Source organism: Massilimicrobiota sp. An80, assembly GCF_002159255.1.
GTDB lineage: Bacteria > Bacillota_I > Bacilli_A > Erysipelotrichales > Coprobacillaceae > Allocoprobacillus > Allocoprobacillus merdigallinarum.
In genome coordinates this window covers 23,157-44,093 of sequence record NZ_NFHI01000013.1, presented here as the reverse complement: position 1 = coordinate 44,093, position 20,937 = coordinate 23,157, and the positions used below count along the sequence as shown (strand labels likewise).

Here is a 20,937-nt window from a genome sequence, read left to right as displayed (position 1 = left end):
TTTTTATCTCTTTAATCATATGAATATTACAATTTTTTTAAGTATTTTTTACATTCTTTTAATATTTTTGTGGTAATATATACACGTTAGGAGGGGGATATATGCCAGCCATATATACACATTATTGTTTTGGGGAAGAAATGAAAAAAGTTTATTCACCCCATCTTCAAAAAATCATTCAAGACAATATTGAACTTTATGAAATAGGTTTACATGGTCCTGATATTTTTTTCTATTATCAGATTTATCATCATAATGATTTGAATCGTTGGGGAAGTGCCATGCATAAACAAAAAGCTTATGACTTATTTGAAAATTCTCGTCATGTTATTTTAGAAAAAAGTCATAAAGAAGCCAAAATAGCCTATATGTTAGGTTTTATTGCTCATTTTGCATTGGACTATGAATGTCATAGTTATATTGAAAAGAAAATGCAAGCTTCACATGTTTCACATTCCTTAATTGAATGTGAAATGGATAAATATTTATTGATCAAGAATCATCAAAAACCGTTATACACAGATTTAACTCAGCATTTACATCCCACTATGGAAAATGCCAAAGTGATTCAAACTTTTTTTAATCAATTTAGTGTTCAACAGATCTTATCAACATTAAAATCCATGAAAACATATAATCGTTTTCTAGCAAGTCATAATCCATTCATCAGAACATTAGTGAAAGTCTTTTTATTGATTTCAGGTAAATATAAAGGTTATCGTGGATTGTTGATGGATCAAAAAGACCACGAAGCATGCAAAGATAGTAATCTACGTTTAGAAAAATTAATGAAAAAAGCCATTCCACACTGTCTTGAACTCAGTGAAAATTATTATACATACTTAACAAAAAACGAACCACTCAGTCATGATTTTTTAGCACATTACAGTGCTCAAGAAGGTTGGGAAAATATTCCAGTATTATCGTATGAAAAGGAGAAAGAATATGACATCTAAAACAACATCTTTAGAAAAGAAGTGGATTATGTATGATATTGGAAACTCTGCTTTTACATTACTTGTATCTACAATCATGCCTATTTATTTTAATTTCTTAGCTGACAGCGCTCATATCTCTGAAACAAACTATTTAGCTTTTTGGGGGTATGCAACATCTATAGCCACAATCATTACAGCTATTCTTGGTCCTATATTAGGAACTGCTTCTGATTTTAAAGGATGGAAAAAGAAGCTGTTCATGGTTGCTTTACTCATTGGCGCATTGGGTTGTATTTTACTTGGATTTACTTCATCCTGGTTATGGTTTTTATGTTTATTTGTGATTGCAAAATCTGCTTATTCATTAAGTCTGGTTTTTTATGATTCTATGCTTATAGATATTACAACTCCAGAACGTATGGATAATGTTTCTGCTAAAGGATATGCCTGGGGATACATTGGAAGCTGTATACCTTTTATAGTCAGTTTAGCCCTTGTATTATTCTATGAACAACTTTCATTAACAATGGAAACAGCTATGAGTATTTGTTTTCTTTTGATTGCTTTATGGTGGTTATTATTGTCAGTTCCTTTAATTCTAGGATATCATCAAACATATTATTTAGAAAAAGAAAACCATTATGTTAAAGCGAGTTTTCTACGTTTAAAAAATATCTTTAGTGAATTAAAAGATAATCCAAGAGTGTTATTCTTCTTGCTTGCCTTTTTCTTTTATATTGATGGTGTTTATACTATCATTGATATGGCAACGGCTTATGGAACTGCTTTAGGTTTAGATACAACTGGTTTATTATTAGCGTTGTTATTAACCCAAATTGTTGCCTTCCCTGCTGCTTTAATCTTTGGAAAATTAAGTAATCTTATTGAAAATACAAAACTGATTAAAGTTTGTATTCTCGCTTATTTTCTCATTGCATTATATGGAATCACTCTCCAACAACAATATCAATTCTGGATTTTAGCTGTTGGTGTTGGAATATTCCAAGGAGCTATTCAATCATTATCACGTTCTTATTATGCTAAAATCATTCCAGCCAATCGTTCTGGTGAATATTTTGGTTTATATGATATTTGTGGTAAAGGGGCATCATTCATGGGAACAACTCTTGTTTCCCTTATTTCTCAAGTAACAGGGATGATGAATATAGGTGTAGGTTCATTAGCTATCATGTTCTTCATTGGTTTTGTATTCTTCAAAAAAACAGAAAAATTGCATCAATAATTTTAGACTCTTTATATGGAGTCTTTTTTATTACAGATAAAAACGGATGTCACCAAAATATGACACCCATTTTTCTTTTATTAAATTTTTGTTATATCAATAAGTGATGTATCACCATGATGTCTTTTTTCAAGACAGTTAATTAATGCTTGAGCTGTATCCAATGATGTATAAATTGGAATACCTGCTTCTACTGCAAAGCGACGAATCATAAATCCATCTTTTAAATTATTGTTTCTTGTTGGTATATCAATGATTAAATCAACTGTATCAGTTAACATTAAATCAAAGATTGTATTTTTCTTATCAGCAATATAATTGACAAGATGAGCAGGAATTCCATGTTCAATAAGATACGTAAATGTTCCAATTGTTGCATAAATGTCATACCCAAATTGATGATATTGTTTTGCAATTGGTAAGAATTCTTCTTTGGCACTATCTTTAATCGTACAGATAATATTCTTTTTCTTTGGCAAATCAATACCTGTCGCAATAAATGCTTTATAAATGGCTTCATCAAAGTCTTTAGACACACCTAAAACTTCTCCTGTAGATTTCATTTCAGGGCCTAAGCTGATTTCTGCACCAGTAATCTTTTCAAATGAGAAGACTGGCATCTTAATAGCCACTGTTTCTTTTTCTTTAGCCAATCCATATTCATATCCTTGTTCCTTGATTGTTTTTCCCATAATGACATGTGTTGCGACATCTACCACAGGAATATCAGTAACCTTAGAAATATAAGGAATAGTACGTGAAGAACGTGGATTGACTTCAATGACATAGACCTGATCTTCATAAACAATAAATTGAATGTTAATCAATCCAATGACATGTAACGCTTTTGCTAGTCTTTGTGTATAATCCACAATCACATCTTTAATTTCCTGTTTAATCTTTTGTGGTGGATATACTGAGATACTATCTCCACTATGCACTCCTGCACGTTCTACGTGTTCCATGATACCTGGAATCAATACACCATGTTCATCACAGATAGCATCGACTTCAACTTCTTTACCAGATAAATATTTATCAATCAAGATAGGATGTTCCTGATATTGACGATTGATGATTTCCATAAATTTCTTGATGTCACCATCATTTAACGCTATTTCCATACCTGCTCCACCTAAGACATATGATGGTCTGACAAGCACTGGATATCCTAAACGATTAGCAACCTCTAAAGCTTCTTCTGTTGTGAAAACTGTTGAACCTCTTGGACGATCTATATCACAACGCTGTAAGATTTCATCAAATCTTTCACGATCTTCTGCTGCATCAACATTATCAGCTGATGTTCCTAAAATAGGAACTCCCATTTCCATTAAGGCTTTTGTAAGCTTGATGGCTGTTTGTCCACCAAATTGTACAATGGCACCATCTGGTTTTTCTAAACGCACAATACTTTCTACATCTTCAGGTGTCAATGGTTCAAAATACAGACGATCAGCTATATCAAAGTCAGTTGATACTGTTTCTGGATTATTATTCACAATAATTGTATCATAGCCAGCTTCCTTTAACGCCCAGACACAATGAACAGAACAATAATCAAACTCTATCCCTTGTCCAATACGGATTGGTCCTGAACCTAAAACCATAATTTTCTTTTTATCATCACGAGGATCAACTTCATTATGTTCTCCATATACAGAATAATAATAAGGTGTTGTTGCATCAAATTCAGCTGCACATGTATCTACTGTTTTATAAACAGCTTCAATATGATGATCTAATCTCATTTGATGAATATCTTGAGTTGTATGATTTGTATACTTAGCAATAATTTGATCTGGGAATTCTAATCTTTTAGCAAGTTTTAATAATTCAACAGTCAGTGGTTCTGTTTTTAATTGTTGTTCGACTTCCGTTAAATGTTTGATTTTATCAATAAACCAGCAATCAATACGTGTTATATCATGAATTTCCTGTTCACTCATTCCTTGTCTTAAAGCCTGTGCTACTACAAAGATACGATGATCATCAACATCTTTTAATTTGACTTTTAATTCATCTAATGAAAGTCCATCGACTTCAGGAATATGTAAATCATAAACATTTTGTTCGAGAGAACGTAAAGCTTTCATAAATGCGCCTTCAAAATTATGAGCAATACTCATGACTTCTCCTGTGGCTTTCATCTGTGTTCCTAGTTTTCTAGATGCCCCAACAAATTTATCGAATGGCCATTTTGGAATCTTACAAACAATATAATCTAACGTCGGTTCATAAGAAGCATATGTTTTTCCAGTAACTGCATTTTTAATTTCATCCAATGTATAACCTAAAGCAATTTTCGCTGCCAGTTTGGCGATTGGATAACCTGTTGCTTTTGAAGCTAAAGCTGAAGAACGCGAAACACGTGGATTAACTTCAATAACGCAATATTCAAAACTATCTGGATTTAAAGCATACTGCACATTACATCCACCTTGAATATTTAAGGCTGTAATAATATTTAAAGCCGAACTTCTTAACATCTGATATTCTTTATCAGATAAAGTTTGACTTGGTGCCACAACAATACTATCTCCCGTATGTACACCAACTGGATCAAGGTTTTCCATATTACATACTGTAATACAGTTACCATGTCCATCACGCATCACTTCATATTCAATTTCTTTCCATCCAGCAATACTTTTTTCAATGAGGCACTGACTCACACGTGATAAACGCAATCCATTAGAACAAATATGATGTAATTCTTCTTCATTATTGGCAATTCCACCACCTGTTCCTCCTAATGTATATGCTGGTCTAATAACAACTGGATAACCAATTTTATTCGCAAACTCAATGGCTTCATCTACATGATTCACGACAATTGAAGCAGCACATGGTTCTCCAATCTTTTCCATTAATGTTTTAAACTCTAAGCGATCTTCAGCCAGTTTGATTGTATCTGTTGAAGTTCCAATCGTACGCACATGATGTTTGTCTAAAAATCCTTCATCAGCTAAAGCCATCGCAATATTTAAAGCATTTTGTCCCCCAAGTGTCGGTAAAATGCTATCTGGTTTTTCAACTTCAATTAAATGTTTCACAACTGGTACAGTTAATGGTTCTATATAAACCTTATCAGCAATATCTTTATCTGTCATGATTGTGGCTGGATTAGAATTAATAAGGACAACTTCTATTCCTTCTTCTTTCAAGGCTCTACAAGCCTGTGTTCCTGCATAATCAAATTCAGCAGCTTGTCCAATAATAATAGGTCCTGACCCAATCACTAATACTTTTTGAATATCATGATTTCTAGGCATTTTGATTTCCTCCCATCATTTTGATAAATTCGTCAAATAAATATGATGTATCTAATGGTCCAGCACATGCTTCTGGATGGAACTGCACTGTTTTAATAGGTTCCTGTAAATATTCAATGCCTTCCAATGTTCCATCATTGACATTCTGGAACCACATTTTTGCCATTTGGCTATCCAATGATTCTTCTTTGACAACATAATTATGATTTTGTGTTGAAATATAAACACGATTTGTTTTCAAATCCTTAACTGGGTGGTTGGCACCATGATGACCGTAAACCATCTTTTCTGTTTGAAAACCATGTGCTAAAGCCATTAACTGATGTCCTAAACAGATAGCAAAAATAGGAATGCCACTTTGACTTAAAATCTTCATATTTTCAATAATATCTACACATTCTTCAGGATCACCAGGACCATTTGAAAGCATAATTCCATCAAAGTGTCCTTCTAAAATGGTCTTTGCTGGTGTATCAGCTGGAAAAACTGTTACTTCACAATTTCTGTTTACCAGCTCTCTGGCAATATTTTGCTTCGCACCAAAATCATATAAAGCCACTTTATATTGTCCTTGCCCTAAAACATAAGGCTTTGAACATGTTGTTTTCTCCACAACCCCTGTCACTTTATAATCATGAATACGTTTTAACACTTCACTGATATCATCATAATGATGAGTTGTAATCAAACCATTCATACAACCCTTATTTCTGATTAATTTTGTAATATATCGTGTATCAACACCTTGAATTCCCACAATATCATGTTTCTTCAAATAATCTTCTAAATCCATATTTTTTCTAAAATGACTACCTAATCTTGCCAGTTCATTCACAACAAAACCTTCTACATATGGTTGTCTTGATTCCTGATCTTCCAAACAAACACCGTAATTTCCAATCAATGGATATGTCATGACAACACTTTGTCCAGCATATGAAGGATCTGTCAAGACTTCCAGATATCCTGTCATAGATGTATTAAAGACAAACTCACTAATGACTTCCTTATGACCACCAAAATGTTCACCTTCAAAGACATGTCCATCTTCTAATATCAAATATGCTTTCATTGTTACCTCCTTATATCATAAAAAAACATATCCATAAAAGATATGTTTTTAGAAATATAAAAAATGAGAAAAAGATGTTCTAACAATCGTTGTATCCATAACTTGTTTTCCCACCATAATTCTCATTCCTTTCTATTTATTCTTGTATAGTATAGTCAAATTTAACATAATTATCAAGATATTTTTTCATAATTTTTTATTATCATAATTTTAAATTATTAATCATTACTCATTAATTGCTTTTTCGCCCGTTTCACGTGTACGAATTTTCATAGCATTATTAAGCTTATAAGTAAAAATCTTACCATCCCCTACTTCTCCAGTATAAGCTGCCTGGCAAATGGCATCAATTGTTTTATTGGCCCAATCTTCATTGCTGACAACAATCTCAAATTTAATCTTTGGCAACATATTGACTTCAACTTCCTGCCCACGAACATACTCTGTGTAGCCATGCTGTGTGCCACATCCCATTACCTGAGAAACTGTCATACCATTCACATGAATACGAGCAAGTGCTTCTTTCACTTCTTCATATTTTTCTTCTCTCACAATCGCTTCAATTTTGATCATATTCACTGTCCTCCTAATCCAATCCATTAAAAGATGGATATGCATTTTCCTGATGTTCAGAAATATCTAATCCTTTTTGTTCTTCCTGTTTAGAAACACGAAGTGTTGTGAAACATCTGACAATGGCTATACAAATAAGCGTTCCAATAATAGCCACAGCAATCGTAACAACGATACTGATGATTTGTGCTATGAATAATTGTGTATCTCCAAAGAACAAACCATTCCATCTGGCAACATCGTTAATAGACGTTTGTGTAAACAATCCAGTCGCAATACCACCCCAGATACCGCCAATACCATGACATCCAAAAGCATCCAAAGCATCATCATAGCCCAATTTCTGTTTCACTTTAGAAATCATCAGATAACAAATAGGACTTCCAACAAGCCCAATAATGATTGATGCCCAAATAGGAACATATCCTGCTCCCGGGGTAATGGCAACAAGACCCACAACCATACCTGTTACACTTCCTACCAGTGTTGGTTTTCCACTCATCCATACATCCATACCCATCCATGACAGCATTCCAGCTGCTGCTGATAAACCAGTTGTTATAAAGGCATGAACAGCCAGTTCATTGGCCTGTAAGGCACTGCCTGCATTAAAACCAAACCATCCAAACAACAGTAAACTGGCTCCCAAGACAACAAATGGAATGTTATGAACATGATATTGTACGCGTAAATAGTCTTTGCGTTTTCCTAGGACAATACATAAAACTAATGCACTGACACCAGAACTGATATGAACAACATTTCCACCAGCAAAGTCTACCGAACCAATTTTAGCCAGAAAGCCACCAAGTCCCCAGACCATATGAGCCATTGGATAATAAACAATGACTGACCAAAGAATAATAAACAAAAACAAAGCTTTAAATTTCATACGACCAGCAACTGCCCCCGTTATTAAAGCAGGTGTAATGATTGCAAACATCATTTGGAAAATAGCAAACTCTAAATGAGGAATTGTAGAAACATAATCTGTTGTACTTCCTTCAATGCCCTGTAAACCTAACCAGCTGAAATCTCCAATAATTCCAAAATGATCATTTCCAAAAGCCAGTGAGTATCCAAATAATGCCCACATAATAGCTGCAATACCAATGACAAAAACAGATGTCATCATTGTATTAACAACATTTTTACGGCGAACAAGTCCCCCATAAAAGAAAGCCAGGCCTGGTGTCATTAATAACACCAGAGCACTACATATTAACATAAAACCAATATCCCCTGAATTCATATCATAGACCCCCTAACTCTATTCATTATTCATTCATATAACTATATCCCATTAAATATCGATCCACTTCTTTGGCGCATTCATTTCCTTCCGCAATAGCCCAGACAACAAGAGATTGACCGCGATGCATATCCCCTGCAACGAAAATCTTCTCTTCCTTTGTCGCATAGCTCTTTGGCATTGTCATGACAACCTGACGTTGATTCACAGATAAATCAAACTGCTCTTTAATATCATCTTCAATACCTACAAATCCTGCTGCAATCAGCAACAAATCTGCCTTCAGCATTTTTTCGCTATCTTCTTTTTCAACCCATTGACCATCAACTATTCTCCCCTGAATCGTTTTGACAGCTTTGAGTTGCCCATCTTCTTCAATACATTCTTTAATTGTTGTTGCATAAACACGTGGATCCTGCTTAAAAACAGCTAGACTTTCTTCCTGTCCATAATCTGTTTTTAATTCATCAGGCCACATTGGCCATGGACGTGTATTTTGATGAGGCGGAGATGGCATCATTTCCAGCTGTGTAACTGATGCACATCCTTGTCTAATACATGTTCCAACACAGTCATTACCCGTATCTCCACCTCCTACAACAACGACATGCTTTCCTTTGGCATCAATACGAAAAGAAGTTTGATTCAATATATCCTGTGTTGTGCTTTTTAAAAAATCCACTGCAAAATAAATGCCTTTGGCTTCTCTACCTACCACATTTAAATCACGTGCTTTTTTTGCTCCACAACATAAAACAATCGCATCATAATCCTTCAACAAATCTTCCTTCGTCAAATCTTTTCCAACATGAACATTCGTATAAAATTGAACACCTTCTTCTTTCATCAATTGAATACGACGTTCAATAATTTGTTTTTCAAGTTTCATTTGAGGAATACCATACATCAGCAATCCTCCTAAACGATCATCTTTTTCAAAAACACTGACCTGATGTCCACGTTGATTTAACTTGTAGGCAACAGTCAATCCTGCGGGACCACTTCCTACAACCGCCACTTTTTTAAATGAACATACAGATGATTTTTCAGCTTTCATCAATTGATTCTGATAAGCCTTTTCAATAATAAATAATTCATTATCTTTAATCGTTACAGCTTCTCCATGCAATCCACATACACATGCTTTTTCACATAAAGCCGGGCACACACGTCCTGTAAACTCTGGGAAGGGATTTGTTTTTAACAGACGTGAGAGTGCACGTTCATCATTATGATGAAAGATTTCATCGTTCCACTCTGGAATCAGATTATGTAAAGGACAACCTGTAACCATATGATTGATTTCAATGGCTGACTGACAAAATGGAACACCGCAGTTCATGCAACGAGCTCCCTGTTGGCGACGTTTTTCATCCAAAAGAGGGATGTGAAATTCCTGAAAACCAGCAATTCTTGTTTCTGGTGATTGAGTTAAGTTATCTTCTCTTTCAAACTCTAAAAATCCTGTTATTTTTCCCATAAATTACCCTCCTATTGATGAACTTGCTTAAAGGCCATTAAAGCTGCCTCGTCATGTGAATATCCTTGTTTTTCAAAGCTTTCCATACCTTCTAACATACGGGCATAATTCACTGGAACAATCTTTTTAAAATGTGGTAACCAGGCTTCAAAACTTTCTAAAATATCTTTAGCCAGTAACGATCCTGTATATTGCACATGTTTTTGCAGTAAAGTTTTTAACTCTTCTATATCCCTATGTTGTTTCACTTCCTGCATTGTCACTAATTCTTTATTTAAACGTAAATATAAATCATGATCTTTATCAAAGATATAAGCGATTCCTCCACTCATACCAGCTGCAAAGTTCTTTCCAGTTTTTCCTAAGACAACAACTTTTCCTCCCGTCATATATTCCAATCCATGATCTCCACAACCTTCTACGACCGCTATTGCTCCTGAATTACGCACAGCGAAACGCTCTCCAGCACGACCACTGATATAGGCTTCTCCTGATGTTGCTCCATATAAGGCAACGTTTCCAACAATGACATTATCTTGAGCCACAAATTGAGCATTTGAAGAAGGATGAATAATCAGTTTTCCACCAGATAATCCTTTTCCAAAATAATCATTGGCATCTCCTTCAACTTGCATTGTGAGACCTTTTGGTATAAAGGCTCCAAATGATTGTCCGGCTCCACCAATACATTCAATCTGATAAGTATCATCTTGCAGATTGTTTTGGAAACGTTTTGTGATTTCACTTCCCAGCAATGTTCCTAAACTACGATCAAGGCTGGAAATATGTATTGTCTCCTGATGTGGCTGCTTTGTTTCCAGATAAGAAAGGAATCTTGGTAACAAGACTTTTAAATCCTGACTATCTTCTAAGTGGAAATCAAAAACATTTTCTTTTTGGAAATGCACATTGAGATCCTTTTTTGTAAAGAATGATTCTAATTCCTGATATTCTGGTTTGACTTTCAGAACTTCCATATGTCCTACCATTTCATCTATGCTATGGAATCCCAGCTGTGCCATGATTTCACGTAATTCCTGAGCAATAAAAATCATAAAATTCATAACATATTCTGGTTTCCCTTTAAAACGTTTTCTAAGTTCAGCATTTTGTGTTGCGATACCGACTGGACAAGTATCAAGATTGCAGACACGCATCATCACACAACCCATTGTCACTAATGGGGCTGTCGCAAAACCAAATTCTTCTGCACCTAATAATGCTGCCACAGCTACATCTCTTCCTGTCATTAATTTTCCATCTGTTTCTAAAACAACACGTGTTCTTAAATCATTTTCGATAAGACTCTGATGAGCTTCAGCTAGTCCTAATTCCCAAGGCAATCCCGCATAATGAATCGAACTTTGTGGGGCAGCCCCTGTTCCTCCATCATAACCAGAAATCAATATAACCTGAGCTCCTGCTTTCGCAACACCTGATGCAATCGTTCCAACTCCTGATTCTGAAACAAGTTTGACAGAAATACGCGCATCACGATTGGCATTTTTCAGGTCATAAATCAATTGTGCCAAATCTTCAATAGAATAAATATCATGATGTGGTGGTGGTGAAATCAAAGTGACTCCAGGTGTTGAATAACGTGTTTTGGCAATCCAAGGATAAACTTTCTGTCCTGGTAAATGGCCTCCTTCACCCGGTTTTGCACCTTGTGCCATTTTAATTTGAATTTCTTTGGCACTGACCAGATATTCACTTGTGACACCAAAACGTCCACTAGCCACCTGTTTAATAGCACTATTCGCCTCAGTATATAATCTGTCTGGATTTTCTCCACCTTCACCAGAATTTGATTTTCCACCTAAACGATTCATTGCCACAGCTAAACATTCATGTGCCTCCTTAGAAATAGAACCATAAGACATCGCTCCTGTTTTAAAACGTTTGACAATATCATCAACACTTTCTACTTCTTCTAAAGGAATAGATTGTCTTTGTGTCATATCAAATTCTAATAAATGACGTAAAGCAAAGGGTTGACTTTCCAACTGACGTGAATATTCTTTAAATAATGTATAATCTCCACTTTGAGTCGCTTTTTGAAGTAAAACAATTGTTTCTGGACTATACATATGAACTTCACTTTGTGGTCCACGTCGAAATTTATGAAAACCTAAACTTTTCAATGATGTATCTGTCTTTAATCCTAATGGATCAAAGGCATGATCATGATAGTAACGAATATCATTTTCAATATCTGTCAAACCTTTTTCTCCCACACGATAAACTGTATGAGGGAAATAGTTTTCCATAATATCTTCTTTTAAACCGACAACTTCAAAGATTTGTGCAGACTGATATGACTGTAAAGCAGAAATACCCATCTTCGCCGCAATCTTGACAATACCTTTTAAAATGGCATGATTATAATCTTCAATAGCCTTATTTTCCTCTTTATCCAACATATTAAGTTGAATCATTTCCATGATACATTCATGGGCCAGATATGGATAAATAGCTGTAGCACCAAAACCTAATAAACAGGCAAATTGATGAACATCACGTGGTTCACCACTTTCTAAAACAATGGACATCGCTGTTTTTCTTTTGGTTTTCACTAAATGACTTTCAATAGCTGAAACAGCCAGTAATGAAGGGATAACCAAATGATTATCATCGACACCTTTATCAGAAAGAATTAAGATATTGACACCTTGACGATAAGCTTTATCACAATCAAGAAATAACTGATCTAAAGCTTCTGTTAAGGAAATCCCTTTGTAATATAATAAAGAAATGACTTGACTATGGAAGCCATCACGATTTAACTGTTTGAGTTTATCCATATCACGACTGTCTAAAATAGGATTATTAATTTCTAAGACCTGACAATTATCAGATTGATCCTGTAATAAGTTTCCATTAGATCCTAAATATACCGTTGTATCTACAACCACTTCTTCTCTTAAAGAATCAATAGGTGGATTGGTCACTTGAGCAAACTGTTGTTTAAAATAATGAAATAATGTTGGATGTTTTTGACTCAACATAGCAAGTGGAATATCTGTTCCCATGGATGCTGTAGGTTCTACACCATTTTTGGCCATAGGTAAAATCATATCTTTGACATCTTCATATGTATAACTAAAAATCTTATATAAGATATCACGGTCACTTTGACTATGAATATGTGATTTTTTATCTGGAGCTGGTAAATCTTTTAAATGTAATAAATAATAATCCAACCATTCTCCATAAGGATGTTCTTTAGCATAGCTCATTTTACATATATCATCTTCAATCAGCTGCTGTTTTTGAGTATCTACTAATAACATTTTTCCTGGTTGAAGACGTGATTTTTTGACAATATGACTTTCATCAATATCTAAAACGCCAACTTCTGATGATAAAATCAAAGTCTGATCATCTAAAATATAATAACGTGATGGCCTTAACCCATTTCTATCTAAAGTAGCTCCCATGGAAATACCATCAGAAAATAAGATAGCAGCAGGTCCATCCCATGGTTCCATCATTGTCGCATAATAATGATAAAAATCTTTTTTCTCTTGTGACATGGCTGTATTTTTCCATGGTTCTGGAATCAATAGCATCATAGCTTTAGCTAATGGCATCCCATTCATATATAGGAACTCTAATGTATTATCTAGCATGGCTGAATCTGAACCATGTACATCAACAATTGGGAAAACCTTTGTCATATCTGATGAAAAATACTTTGAATCTAATGTTTCTTCTCTGGCCAGCATACGATTCGCATTACCTCTAATTGTATTAATTTCTCCATTATGAGCAATCATACGATTAGGATGTGCTCTTTGCCAGCTTGGATTGGTATTGGTAGAAAATCGTGAATGAACCAATGCTATGGCACTATGATAATCATGATCTTGTAAATCATCATAGAATTGTCTTAACTGATGAACAAGAAACATCCCTTTATAGACAATTGTTGATGAAGATAAGGAAACCACATATGTCTGTGGTGAAGATTTTTCAAATTCGCGTCGAATCACATATAAAACTCTTTCAAAGTCCATTCTTTGTTGACAAGTTTTAGGCTTTTCAATAAAGCATTGCATAATATAAGGCATACAATCCTTAGCCTTTTGACCTAAGATATCTTCATGACATGGCACTTCTCGCCACCCTAGAAATGTGGCCTGATGTTTCATGACAATGCGTTCTAAAGTTTTCATAGCTTTTTGTCTTGTCAGTGTATCCTGTGGTAAAAAGAACATTCCCACAGCATAATCATATGGTTGAGGCAAAGCGATATGGAGATTATGTGCAACTTTATTAAAGAAACGATGTGAAATCTGTAATAAGATTCCAACCCCATCACCGACTTCTCCACTGGCATCTTTTCCAGCACGATGTTCTAGTTTTTCAACAATTGTAAGTGCCTGATCAACAACCTGATAATCCTGTCGTCCATCAATATGAACGACAGCGCCAATACCACAGGCATCATGTTCTCTGACATGATGCAATCCCTGATTATACTCTTTCATCAAATCATCCTTTCTACTTTCCACTATCTCCATAATTTTCTAAAAACCTGGCAGAAGGATCGTTGACCTGACAACCTTCCCAATTTGGATTTGGCATCCAGAATCCTTTCACCATTTGTGCCTGATGTGGATAATATTTTTCAAAGATTTCACGATATAATAATGACTCTTTTGTAAATGGTTGGGCAAAATCATATTTCTTTCTTTTTTCTTCAAATTCCTGATCACTATAATAATTATTCGCATAAGCTTTGATTTCATCACTTAATGAATGTCCTACCGCATCTGAAAAAGCTGCTTTTTCACGCATTAAGATATCTTGAGGTAAATATCCTCTGTCAAACGCTTTACGCAATAAATATTTTCCTTTTCCATAATTATTCATTTTTAAAGCAGGATCAATATGCATAACATAATCCACAAAAGCCAAATCTCCAAAAGGCACACGTGCTTCTAAGGAATGAACACTAATACAACGATCAGCACGTAAGACATCATACATATAAATTTCTCGAATACGTTTTTCAGCTTCCTTTTGGAATTCTTTTGCATTTGGCGCAAAATCTGTATATTTATAACCAAATAATTCATCTGAAATCTCACCCGTTAATAAAACTCTGATATCTGTATGCTGATGAATATACTGACAGACAAGATACATACCAATAGATGCACGAATTGTTGTAATATCATATGTTCCTAAAGTGGCAATAACAGGTTCTAAAGCACTTAGAACATCATCTTTTGTGATAATCACTTCGGTATGTTCACTGCCAGTAAACTCAGCCACTTCTTTGGCATATTTTAAATCAATAGCATCTTTATCCATTCCAATCGCAAAAGTACGAATTGGTTTTTTTAGCAGACGTGATGAGACTGCACAGACAAGTGATGAATCTAATCCTCCACTTAATAAGAAACCAAGTGGTGCATCTGCATCCAGTCTTTTTTCAATACCTTTGACTAATAAATCATGTATATTTGTATAGATTGTATTGAAATCATCATGATGATAGTTTTCCACCAGGCTCATATCTCTATAACAAACAAACTCCCCATTTTGATAATAATGTCCTGGTGGAAAAGGTACAATCTTATCACAGATGCCAACTAAATTTTTGGCTTCTGAAGCAAAGACAATGTGTTGATGATCATCATAACCATAAAATAATGGGCGAATTCCAATCGGATCTCTAGCAGCAATAAATTCTTTTGTATCACCATCAAAAAGAATCAATGCAAATTCTCCATCTAATTCTTTAAACATGTCTACACCCATTTTTTGATAAAGAGGAAGCAGGATTTCACAATCACTCTCCCCTTGAAAGTCAAAGCCCTGCTTCATCAATTCTTCTTTCATTGGTCTAAAACCATAGATTTCACCGTTACAGACAACATAATGCTTCCCTCTTTGAAATGGTTGCATACCATACTCATTTAATCCCATGATGGATAAACGTTGAAATCCCAATAGCCCTTTACCTGTATCAATAATACGCATAGCATCAGGTCCCCTGGTATGTGTTCTTTCAAAACCCTTTAAAAAAATCTCTTTTTCTACATTGCTGTCGCAATACGCCATAATCGAACACATTGTCATAACCCCTCTCTTATATAATTTTATAAAATACCAAATAACAGTTTGCCATATGTTGGGAATGGCCATACATTTTCGGCAGTTAATGTTTCCAATTCATCACATGGTGTACGTAAAGCACTCATAGCTGGAATGACTTCATCTCGATAATAGAAAGCTGCCTTTTCAAAGTCTTCAATCGCTTCAGCTTCTTTTAAGACTTTGTCTAAATGTTTTGTTGCTTTAAAAGCTTGATCTAATAATGCTGAAACATCTTTTAAAGTTTCTTTTTCATAAACATTTTCTAACTTGGCAACTTCTGTTTTCATTGCACAAGTTTGTGCTAAGTCATATGAATATTGACTAACAGCTGGTAAGATTTCTTTTTGAGACATATTGACCATTGTTAAAGCTTCAATATGCAAAATCTTGACATATTCTTCCATCATAATTTCATAACGAGAATGCACTTCTTCTTCATCAAAGACTTTATGTCTTTTAAATAATTCAATATTATTTTCCTTGATAAAATATGGTAAAGCATCAGGTGTTGTACGTAAGTTTAATAGTCCACGTTTCTTGGCTTCCTCTACCCAAGAATCATCATAACCATTACCATTGAAAATAATACGTTTATGTTCTTTGATTGTTCCTTGAATCAATGCATGTAATGCTGAAGAAAAATCCGGTGCTTTTTCTAGAATATCCGCAAATTCTTTTAATTCATCTGCAATCACTGTATTTAAAACAATATTACATCCTGCAATAGATGAACTTGATCCTGGCATACGGAATTCAAATTTATTACCTGTAAAAGCAAATGGTGAAGTACGGTTACGATCTGTTGTATCTTTAGGAAATTTAGGTAAGACATGAGCCCCAATCTTCATGACTTCTTTTTCCTTAGAATCATATGGTCGATCTTCTTCAATAGCTTTTAAGATTTCAGCTAATTCATCACCTAAGAAAACAGAAATAATAGCTGGCGGTGCTTCGTTAGCTCCCAAACGATGATCGTTACCTGCAGTCGCAACAGATAATCTCAACAAATCCTGATGTTCATCAGCCGCTTTAATCACAGCGCATAAGAATAATAAGAATTGAGCATTTTCATGTGGTGTATCTCCAGGTTCTAATAAATTCACACCTGTATCTGTTGATAATGACCAGTTATTATGCTTTCCACTTCCATTGATACCATCAAATGGCTTTTCATGTAATAAAGCAACCAAACCATGTTTTTTTGCAATTCTTTGAATCAATTCCATTGTTAATTGGTTATGATCAGTCGCAATATTGGTAGTAGAGAAAATAGGTGCTAACTCATGTTGAGCTGGTGCAACTTCATTGTGTTCAGTTTTCACTAAGACACCTAATTTCCATAATTCTTCATTTAAATCATTCATAAATTCTTGAACTCTACTCTTGATTGTTCCAAAATAATGATCTTCCATTTCCTGTCCTTTTGGAGATGGTGCACCAAATAAAGTACGTCCTGTATAAATCAAGTCTTTTCTTTGTTCATAATATTTTTTATCGACTAAGAAATATTCCTGTTCAGGTCCCACTGTTGTTTTGACATTCTTAACATTTTCGTTACCAAATAATTTTAAGATACGTAATGCCTGTTTGTTGATAGCCTGCATACTTCTTAATAATGGTGTCTTTTTATCTAAAGCATGCCCTGAATAAGAACAGAATGCTGTAGGAATACATAAAACGCCATTTTTAATAAAAGCATAAGATGTCGGATCCCAAGCTGTATATCCTCTGGCTTCAAATGTTGCACGTAATCCCCCATTCGGGAAAGATGACGCATCAGGTTCTCCTTTAATTAATTCCTTGCCAGAAAATTCTAAAATAACTTTCCCATTTTTGTTTGTACCAATAAAACCATCATGCTTTTCAGCTGTTACACCTGTCATCGGTTGAAACCAGTGCGTATAATGTGTAGCTCCATGTTCCACAGCCCAATCTTTCATCGCATTCGCCACAGCATTTGCAATCTTGATATTTAAAGATTTCCCCTCTTTAATTGTTTTTTGAAGTTCTCTGAAAGTATCCTTCGCAAGTCTTTCTTCCATGACTTCTTCATCAAATACCAAAGTTCCAAAAATATCTGTTATTTTCTTTTCCATATCTATCACTCCTTTATGTAAACCTATCCGTTTACTTATTTTGCATTATGATACAGCTTCGTGTTTTTGTCAATGTTTTTTTATCATTTTAATAAATTATTATTATATTTGATTGAAAAAATACAATTATTCCGTTATAATAAAGACGAATAGGAGATATTGAATCCCGTAATATTTATTTTTATGTAACATCTTATACAACAAATTTTGATATATGTATCTCCTATTCTTCTATAAAATATAAGGAGAACAACAATGATAAATGATTTAAAAGAAATTCATGAGGAGTGTGGTGTGTTCGGTGTGTTTCAGCATCCAAATGCAGCTAACCTCTGTTATTATGGTTTACATGCCCTTCAGCATCGTGGGCAGGAAGGAGCCGGTATTTTAGTTGCAAACGATCATAAACTTTCTATTCATAAAGGAGAAGGTTTGGTCACTGAAGTTTTTAACAGTGAAAAGATTCATCAGATGAATGGTATTCACGCTATTGGTCATGTGCGTTATTCAACTGCTGGTGGTGGAGGTATTATGAATGTACAGCCTTTACTTTTTAGAACCATGGTGGGTGATATGGGAATTTGTCATAATGGAAATATTGTGAATGCTAATGTATTGAAAGCTGAACTTGAAGAACAAGGCAGTATCTTTTCATCTTCATCTGATACTGAAATCTTAGGACATTTAATCAAACGTCAAAAAGGACATATGATAGATCGTATCTGTGCTTCTTTAGAAAAATTAGATGGAGCTTTTGCTTTCCTCATTCTTTTAGAAGATCGTCTCTATGCTGTCAGAGATCGTTATGGATTAAGACCACTAGCTATTGGACAGCTCCCTAATGGCGCGTATGTCTTTGCTTCAGAAACATGTGCATTAGATATTGTAGGCGCTAAATTTCTAAGAGATGTCGAGCCAGGAGAAATAGTCAGAGTCAAAGGCAATCAATTGTTATCTCGTCTTTATACAAAGCAACCTATCCATGATAAAATCTGTGCGATGGAATATGTATATTTTTCTCGTCCTGACAGCATCCTTGATGGCATCAATGTTCACACAACACGTAAAAATGCTGGAAAACAACTTTATTTAGAAAGTCCAGTAGATGCTGATATTGTGATTGGAGTACCAGATTCATCTATATCTGCTGCCATTGGATATTCAGAAGCTTCCCACATTCCTTATGAAATGGGACTAATTAAAAACAAATATGTCGGAAGAACATTCATTCAGCCTACGCAAGAACTAAGAAATCAGGGTGTTCGTATGAAGCTTTCGGCTGTTTCTTCAATTGTGAATCAAAAAAGAGTCATCATGATTGACGACTCTATTGTCAGAGGAACAACATCCAAACGTATTGTGACTTTATTAAAAGAAGCAGGTGCTACAGAAGTTCATGTCAGAATTGCTTCACCGGCAATCAAATATCCTTGTTTTTATGGTGTAGATACTTCTACTCTTGATGAATTAATTTCTCACAAGATGACAACTCAGGAACTTTGCGCATATATTGGTGCTGATTCCTTAGCCTTCATCAGTGAAGAAGGACTTCAAAAATCTATTCATTTTGAAAAAGAACATACCTGTGATTTATGTATGGCTTGTTTCAATAGAAAATATGTCACACCACTATATGATAATGATTTTCAAGACGATTAAAGGTTTGTCAAAACGACAAACCTTTTATATTTTTATCGCAATAATCAAAGCCAACATCCCAATAACAAGAACCGTCCCACAAATCCTTAATACTTTATTTTCCTGCTTAGAAGATAGCCATAATAATTTTTCACTTATTAACTGCTGTGTCATAGATTTATAAATTTCAACGCCTAAGAAAATTAAAAATATGATATACAATTTTAAAGAGTTCACATCAAACCCTGAAAACAAATCACAAACATATGCCCAAAGTAAAATAACAATAACCAAACCAGTAAAATAAATTCCTTTAGAATAACTATATGTATTCCAATAGCCATATGCCTGATAATCTCGACAGAGCACATCTTTAATAATCAATGTCGAAGCAACTACAAAGAACAAATAGTCTGCTGAAGTCATATATAACATTTTACTCTTCTTCCCTCTTAAAAAAGTGCTTATCAGCAACATATTGACTGATTTTCAGTCTACGTAAAGTTTTGCTTTCATAAACTACAATAATACCTAGTATTGCTATTTTGATATATGCTATTCCAAAAGATAAAAAAAGACCTGGAAATACAAATAAGAATAAGACTGCCAGCCAATCCTGTATAACTTCTCTTTTCCATTCTTTCTTAAATAAATCTGGAAACAAAGGCTTATCTAGAATACAAACCAGACATTTATCACTCATCACTTCATATAATATAATCCCAATAAACATAACACATATATAAACAATTTCTCGAATGATTTCTTCCATTTTGATCACCATCTTATATATATCAAAATAATATGAAATTTTTGTGTATTCACTTTTTTGTTTAGATAACATCGTTTTCTGTTATATAATGAAAAAGAGGAGTGGACATCATGAATAAAAAGAAAATACGTCTCATTATTGGAGGGCTTATATCCCTTCTCATAGCATGGATTATCATAGACACTTTCACAACTGTTCCTATCTATTTATATATTGATCAAGTCCATGAACAACAATCCCAGATTATTATTCATATTCCTTATGGTTCAGGTCATTATTACTATAAAAAATATAAGCTAAATCAAATAGAAGATGGTGTTTATCAAATTCAGGGTTATGGCTCTATGCTTTCAGGAAAGAAATACCCTTTAGAAATAACAATTGATAATAGTCAAAATCAAATCAAAGAAATCAAACAAAAAAACTTGGACAATCAATTAGAAACGATATATTCTCAATGAAATAGCAAAATAAGGCTATTTCTTTT

14 protein-coding genes are annotated in these 20,937 nt (G+C 34.3%); 4 read left to right on the top strand and 10 right to left on the bottom strand.

Going from position 1 to position 20,937, the window contains the following annotated elements; all coding sequences use genetic code 11:
- The first annotated feature begins 101 nt into the window (after positions 1–101).
- Together B5G32_RS05350 and B5G32_RS05345 are read left to right on the top strand one after the other, a co-directional pair.
- Complete coding sequence (locus tag B5G32_RS05350; protein ID WP_087244749.1) at positions 102–956, top strand: zinc dependent phospholipase C family protein; 855 nt, start codon at positions 102–104, stop codon at positions 954–956.
- A complete protein-coding gene (locus tag B5G32_RS05345; protein ID WP_087936064.1) occupies positions 946–2,181 on the top strand; it encodes an MFS transporter in 1,236 nt (411 codons plus the stop codon). Before B5G32_RS05350 ends, B5G32_RS05345 begins: the two co-directional genes overlap by 11 nt.
- Before the next feature lie 80 nt (positions 2,182–2,261).
- Here B5G32_RS05345 and carB read toward each other — a convergent pair whose 3' ends face one another.
- The 8 genes from carB to B5G32_RS05305 form a co-directional block, all read right to left on the bottom strand.
- Positions 2,262–5,456, bottom strand: a complete 3,195-nt coding sequence (gene carB, locus B5G32_RS05340) for a carbamoyl-phosphate synthase large subunit (RefSeq protein WP_087936063.1) — start codon at positions 5,454–5,456, stop codon at positions 2,262–2,264.
- Entirely contained in the window at positions 5,449–6,528 is a 1,080-nt protein-coding gene (locus tag B5G32_RS05335) for a carbamoyl phosphate synthase small subunit (RefSeq protein WP_087936062.1), read from the bottom strand. Before B5G32_RS05335 ends, carB begins: the two co-directional genes overlap by 8 nt.
- 225 nt (positions 6,529–6,753) lie before the next feature.
- Complete coding sequence (locus B5G32_RS05330) at positions 6,754–7,101, bottom strand: P-II family nitrogen regulator (protein ID WP_191341213.1); 348 nt, start codon at positions 7,099–7,101, stop codon at positions 6,754–6,756.
- 13 nt (positions 7,102–7,114) lie between these two features.
- The gene (locus tag B5G32_RS05325) at positions 7,115–8,353 is read right to left on the bottom strand and encodes an ammonium transporter (protein WP_087244754.1); all 1,239 of its coding nucleotides are present in this window, start codon (positions 8,351–8,353) and stop codon (positions 7,115–7,117) included.
- A 25-nt stretch (positions 8,354–8,378) separates the two neighbouring features.
- Entirely contained in the window at positions 8,379–9,833 is a 1,455-nt protein-coding gene (locus B5G32_RS05320) for a glutamate synthase subunit beta (RefSeq protein ID WP_087936061.1), read from the bottom strand.
- Positions 9,834–9,844: 11 nt separating this feature from the next.
- Positions 9,845–14,326 (bottom strand): glutamate synthase large subunit, encoded by a 4,482-nt coding sequence (gene gltB, locus B5G32_RS05315; protein WP_204209635.1) that lies wholly within the window; start codon positions 14,324–14,326, stop codon positions 9,845–9,847.
- Between the two features lie 13 nt (positions 14,327–14,339).
- On the bottom strand, positions 14,340–15,920 hold the full coding sequence (gene asnB, locus B5G32_RS05310; protein ID WP_087936059.1) for an asparagine synthase B: 1,581 nt from the start codon (positions 15,918–15,920) through the stop codon (positions 14,340–14,342).
- Positions 15,921–15,946: 26 nt separating this feature from the next.
- Positions 15,947–18,040 carry a glutamine synthetase III family protein gene (locus B5G32_RS05305; protein WP_087936058.1) on the bottom strand — a complete coding sequence of 698 codons (2,094 nt, stop codon included), beginning with the start codon at positions 18,038–18,040 and terminating at the stop codon, positions 15,947–15,949.
- A gap of 255 nt (positions 18,041–18,295) precedes the next feature.
- Between B5G32_RS05305 and purF the strand changes: the two genes are divergently transcribed.
- Positions 18,296–19,699 (top strand): amidophosphoribosyltransferase, encoded by a 1,404-nt coding sequence (purF, locus tag B5G32_RS05300; RefSeq protein ID WP_087936057.1) that lies wholly within the window; start codon positions 18,296–18,298, stop codon positions 19,697–19,699.
- A gap of 24 nt (positions 19,700–19,723) precedes the next feature.
- Here the strand turns inward: purF and B5G32_RS05295 are convergent, their stop codons facing one another.
- Both B5G32_RS05295 and B5G32_RS05290 read right to left on the bottom strand, forming a co-directional pair.
- Complete coding sequence (locus B5G32_RS05295; protein WP_087936056.1) at positions 19,724–20,113, bottom strand: hypothetical protein; 390 nt, start codon at positions 20,111–20,113, stop codon at positions 19,724–19,726.
- Position 20,114: 1 nt separating this feature from the next.
- On the bottom strand, positions 20,115–20,450 hold the full coding sequence (locus B5G32_RS05290; RefSeq protein ID WP_129737755.1) for a hypothetical protein: 336 nt from the start codon (positions 20,448–20,450) through the stop codon (positions 20,115–20,117).
- 110 nt (positions 20,451–20,560) lie between these two features.
- Between B5G32_RS05290 and B5G32_RS05285 the strand changes: the two genes are divergently transcribed.
- Positions 20,561–20,911, top strand: a complete 351-nt coding sequence (locus tag B5G32_RS05285; RefSeq protein ID WP_087244762.1) for a hypothetical protein — start codon at positions 20,561–20,563, stop codon at positions 20,909–20,911.
- The last annotated feature ends 26 nt before the right edge of the window (positions 20,912–20,937 follow it).

Coding starts and splice junctions, on each gene's coding strand:
- B5G32_RS05350 (WP_087244749.1), top strand. CDS start 102: ATGCCAGCCATATATACACATTATTGTTTTGGGGAAGAAATGAAAAAA.
- B5G32_RS05345 (WP_087936064.1), top strand. CDS start 946: ATGACATCTAAAACAACATCTTTAGAAAAGAAGTGGATTATGTATGAT.
- carB (WP_087936063.1), bottom strand. CDS start 5,456: ATGCCTAGAAATCATGATATTCAAAAAGTATTAGTGATTGGGTCAGGA.
- B5G32_RS05335 (WP_087936062.1), bottom strand. CDS start 6,528: ATGAAAGCATATTTGATATTAGAAGATGGACATGTCTTTGAAGGTGAA.
- B5G32_RS05330 (WP_191341213.1), bottom strand. CDS start 7,101: ATGATCAAAATTGAAGCGATTGTGAGAGAAGAAAAATATGAAGAAGTG.
- B5G32_RS05325 (WP_087244754.1), bottom strand. CDS start 8,353: ATGAATTCAGGGGATATTGGTTTTATGTTAATATGTAGTGCTCTGGTG.
- B5G32_RS05320 (WP_087936061.1), bottom strand. CDS start 9,833: ATGGGAAAAATAACAGGATTTTTAGAGTTTGAAAGAGAAGATAACTTA.
- gltB (WP_204209635.1), bottom strand. CDS start 14,326: ATGAAAGAGTATAATCAGGGATTGCATCATGTCAGAGAACATGATGCC.
- asnB (WP_087936059.1), bottom strand. CDS start 15,920: ATGTGTTCGATTATGGCGTATTGCGACAGCAATGTAGAAAAAGAGATT.
- B5G32_RS05305 (WP_087936058.1), bottom strand. CDS start 18,040: ATGGAAAAGAAAATAACAGATATTTTTGGAACTTTGGTATTTGATGAA.
- purF (WP_087936057.1), top strand. CDS start 18,296: ATGATAAATGATTTAAAAGAAATTCATGAGGAGTGTGGTGTGTTCGGT.
- B5G32_RS05295 (WP_087936056.1), bottom strand. CDS start 20,113: ATGTTATATATGACTTCAGCAGACTATTTGTTCTTTGTAGTTGCTTCG.
- B5G32_RS05290 (WP_129737755.1), bottom strand. CDS start 20,450: ATGGAAGAAATCATTCGAGAAATTGTTTATATATGTGTTATGTTTATT.
- B5G32_RS05285 (WP_087244762.1), top strand. CDS start 20,561: ATGAATAAAAAGAAAATACGTCTCATTATTGGAGGGCTTATATCCCTT.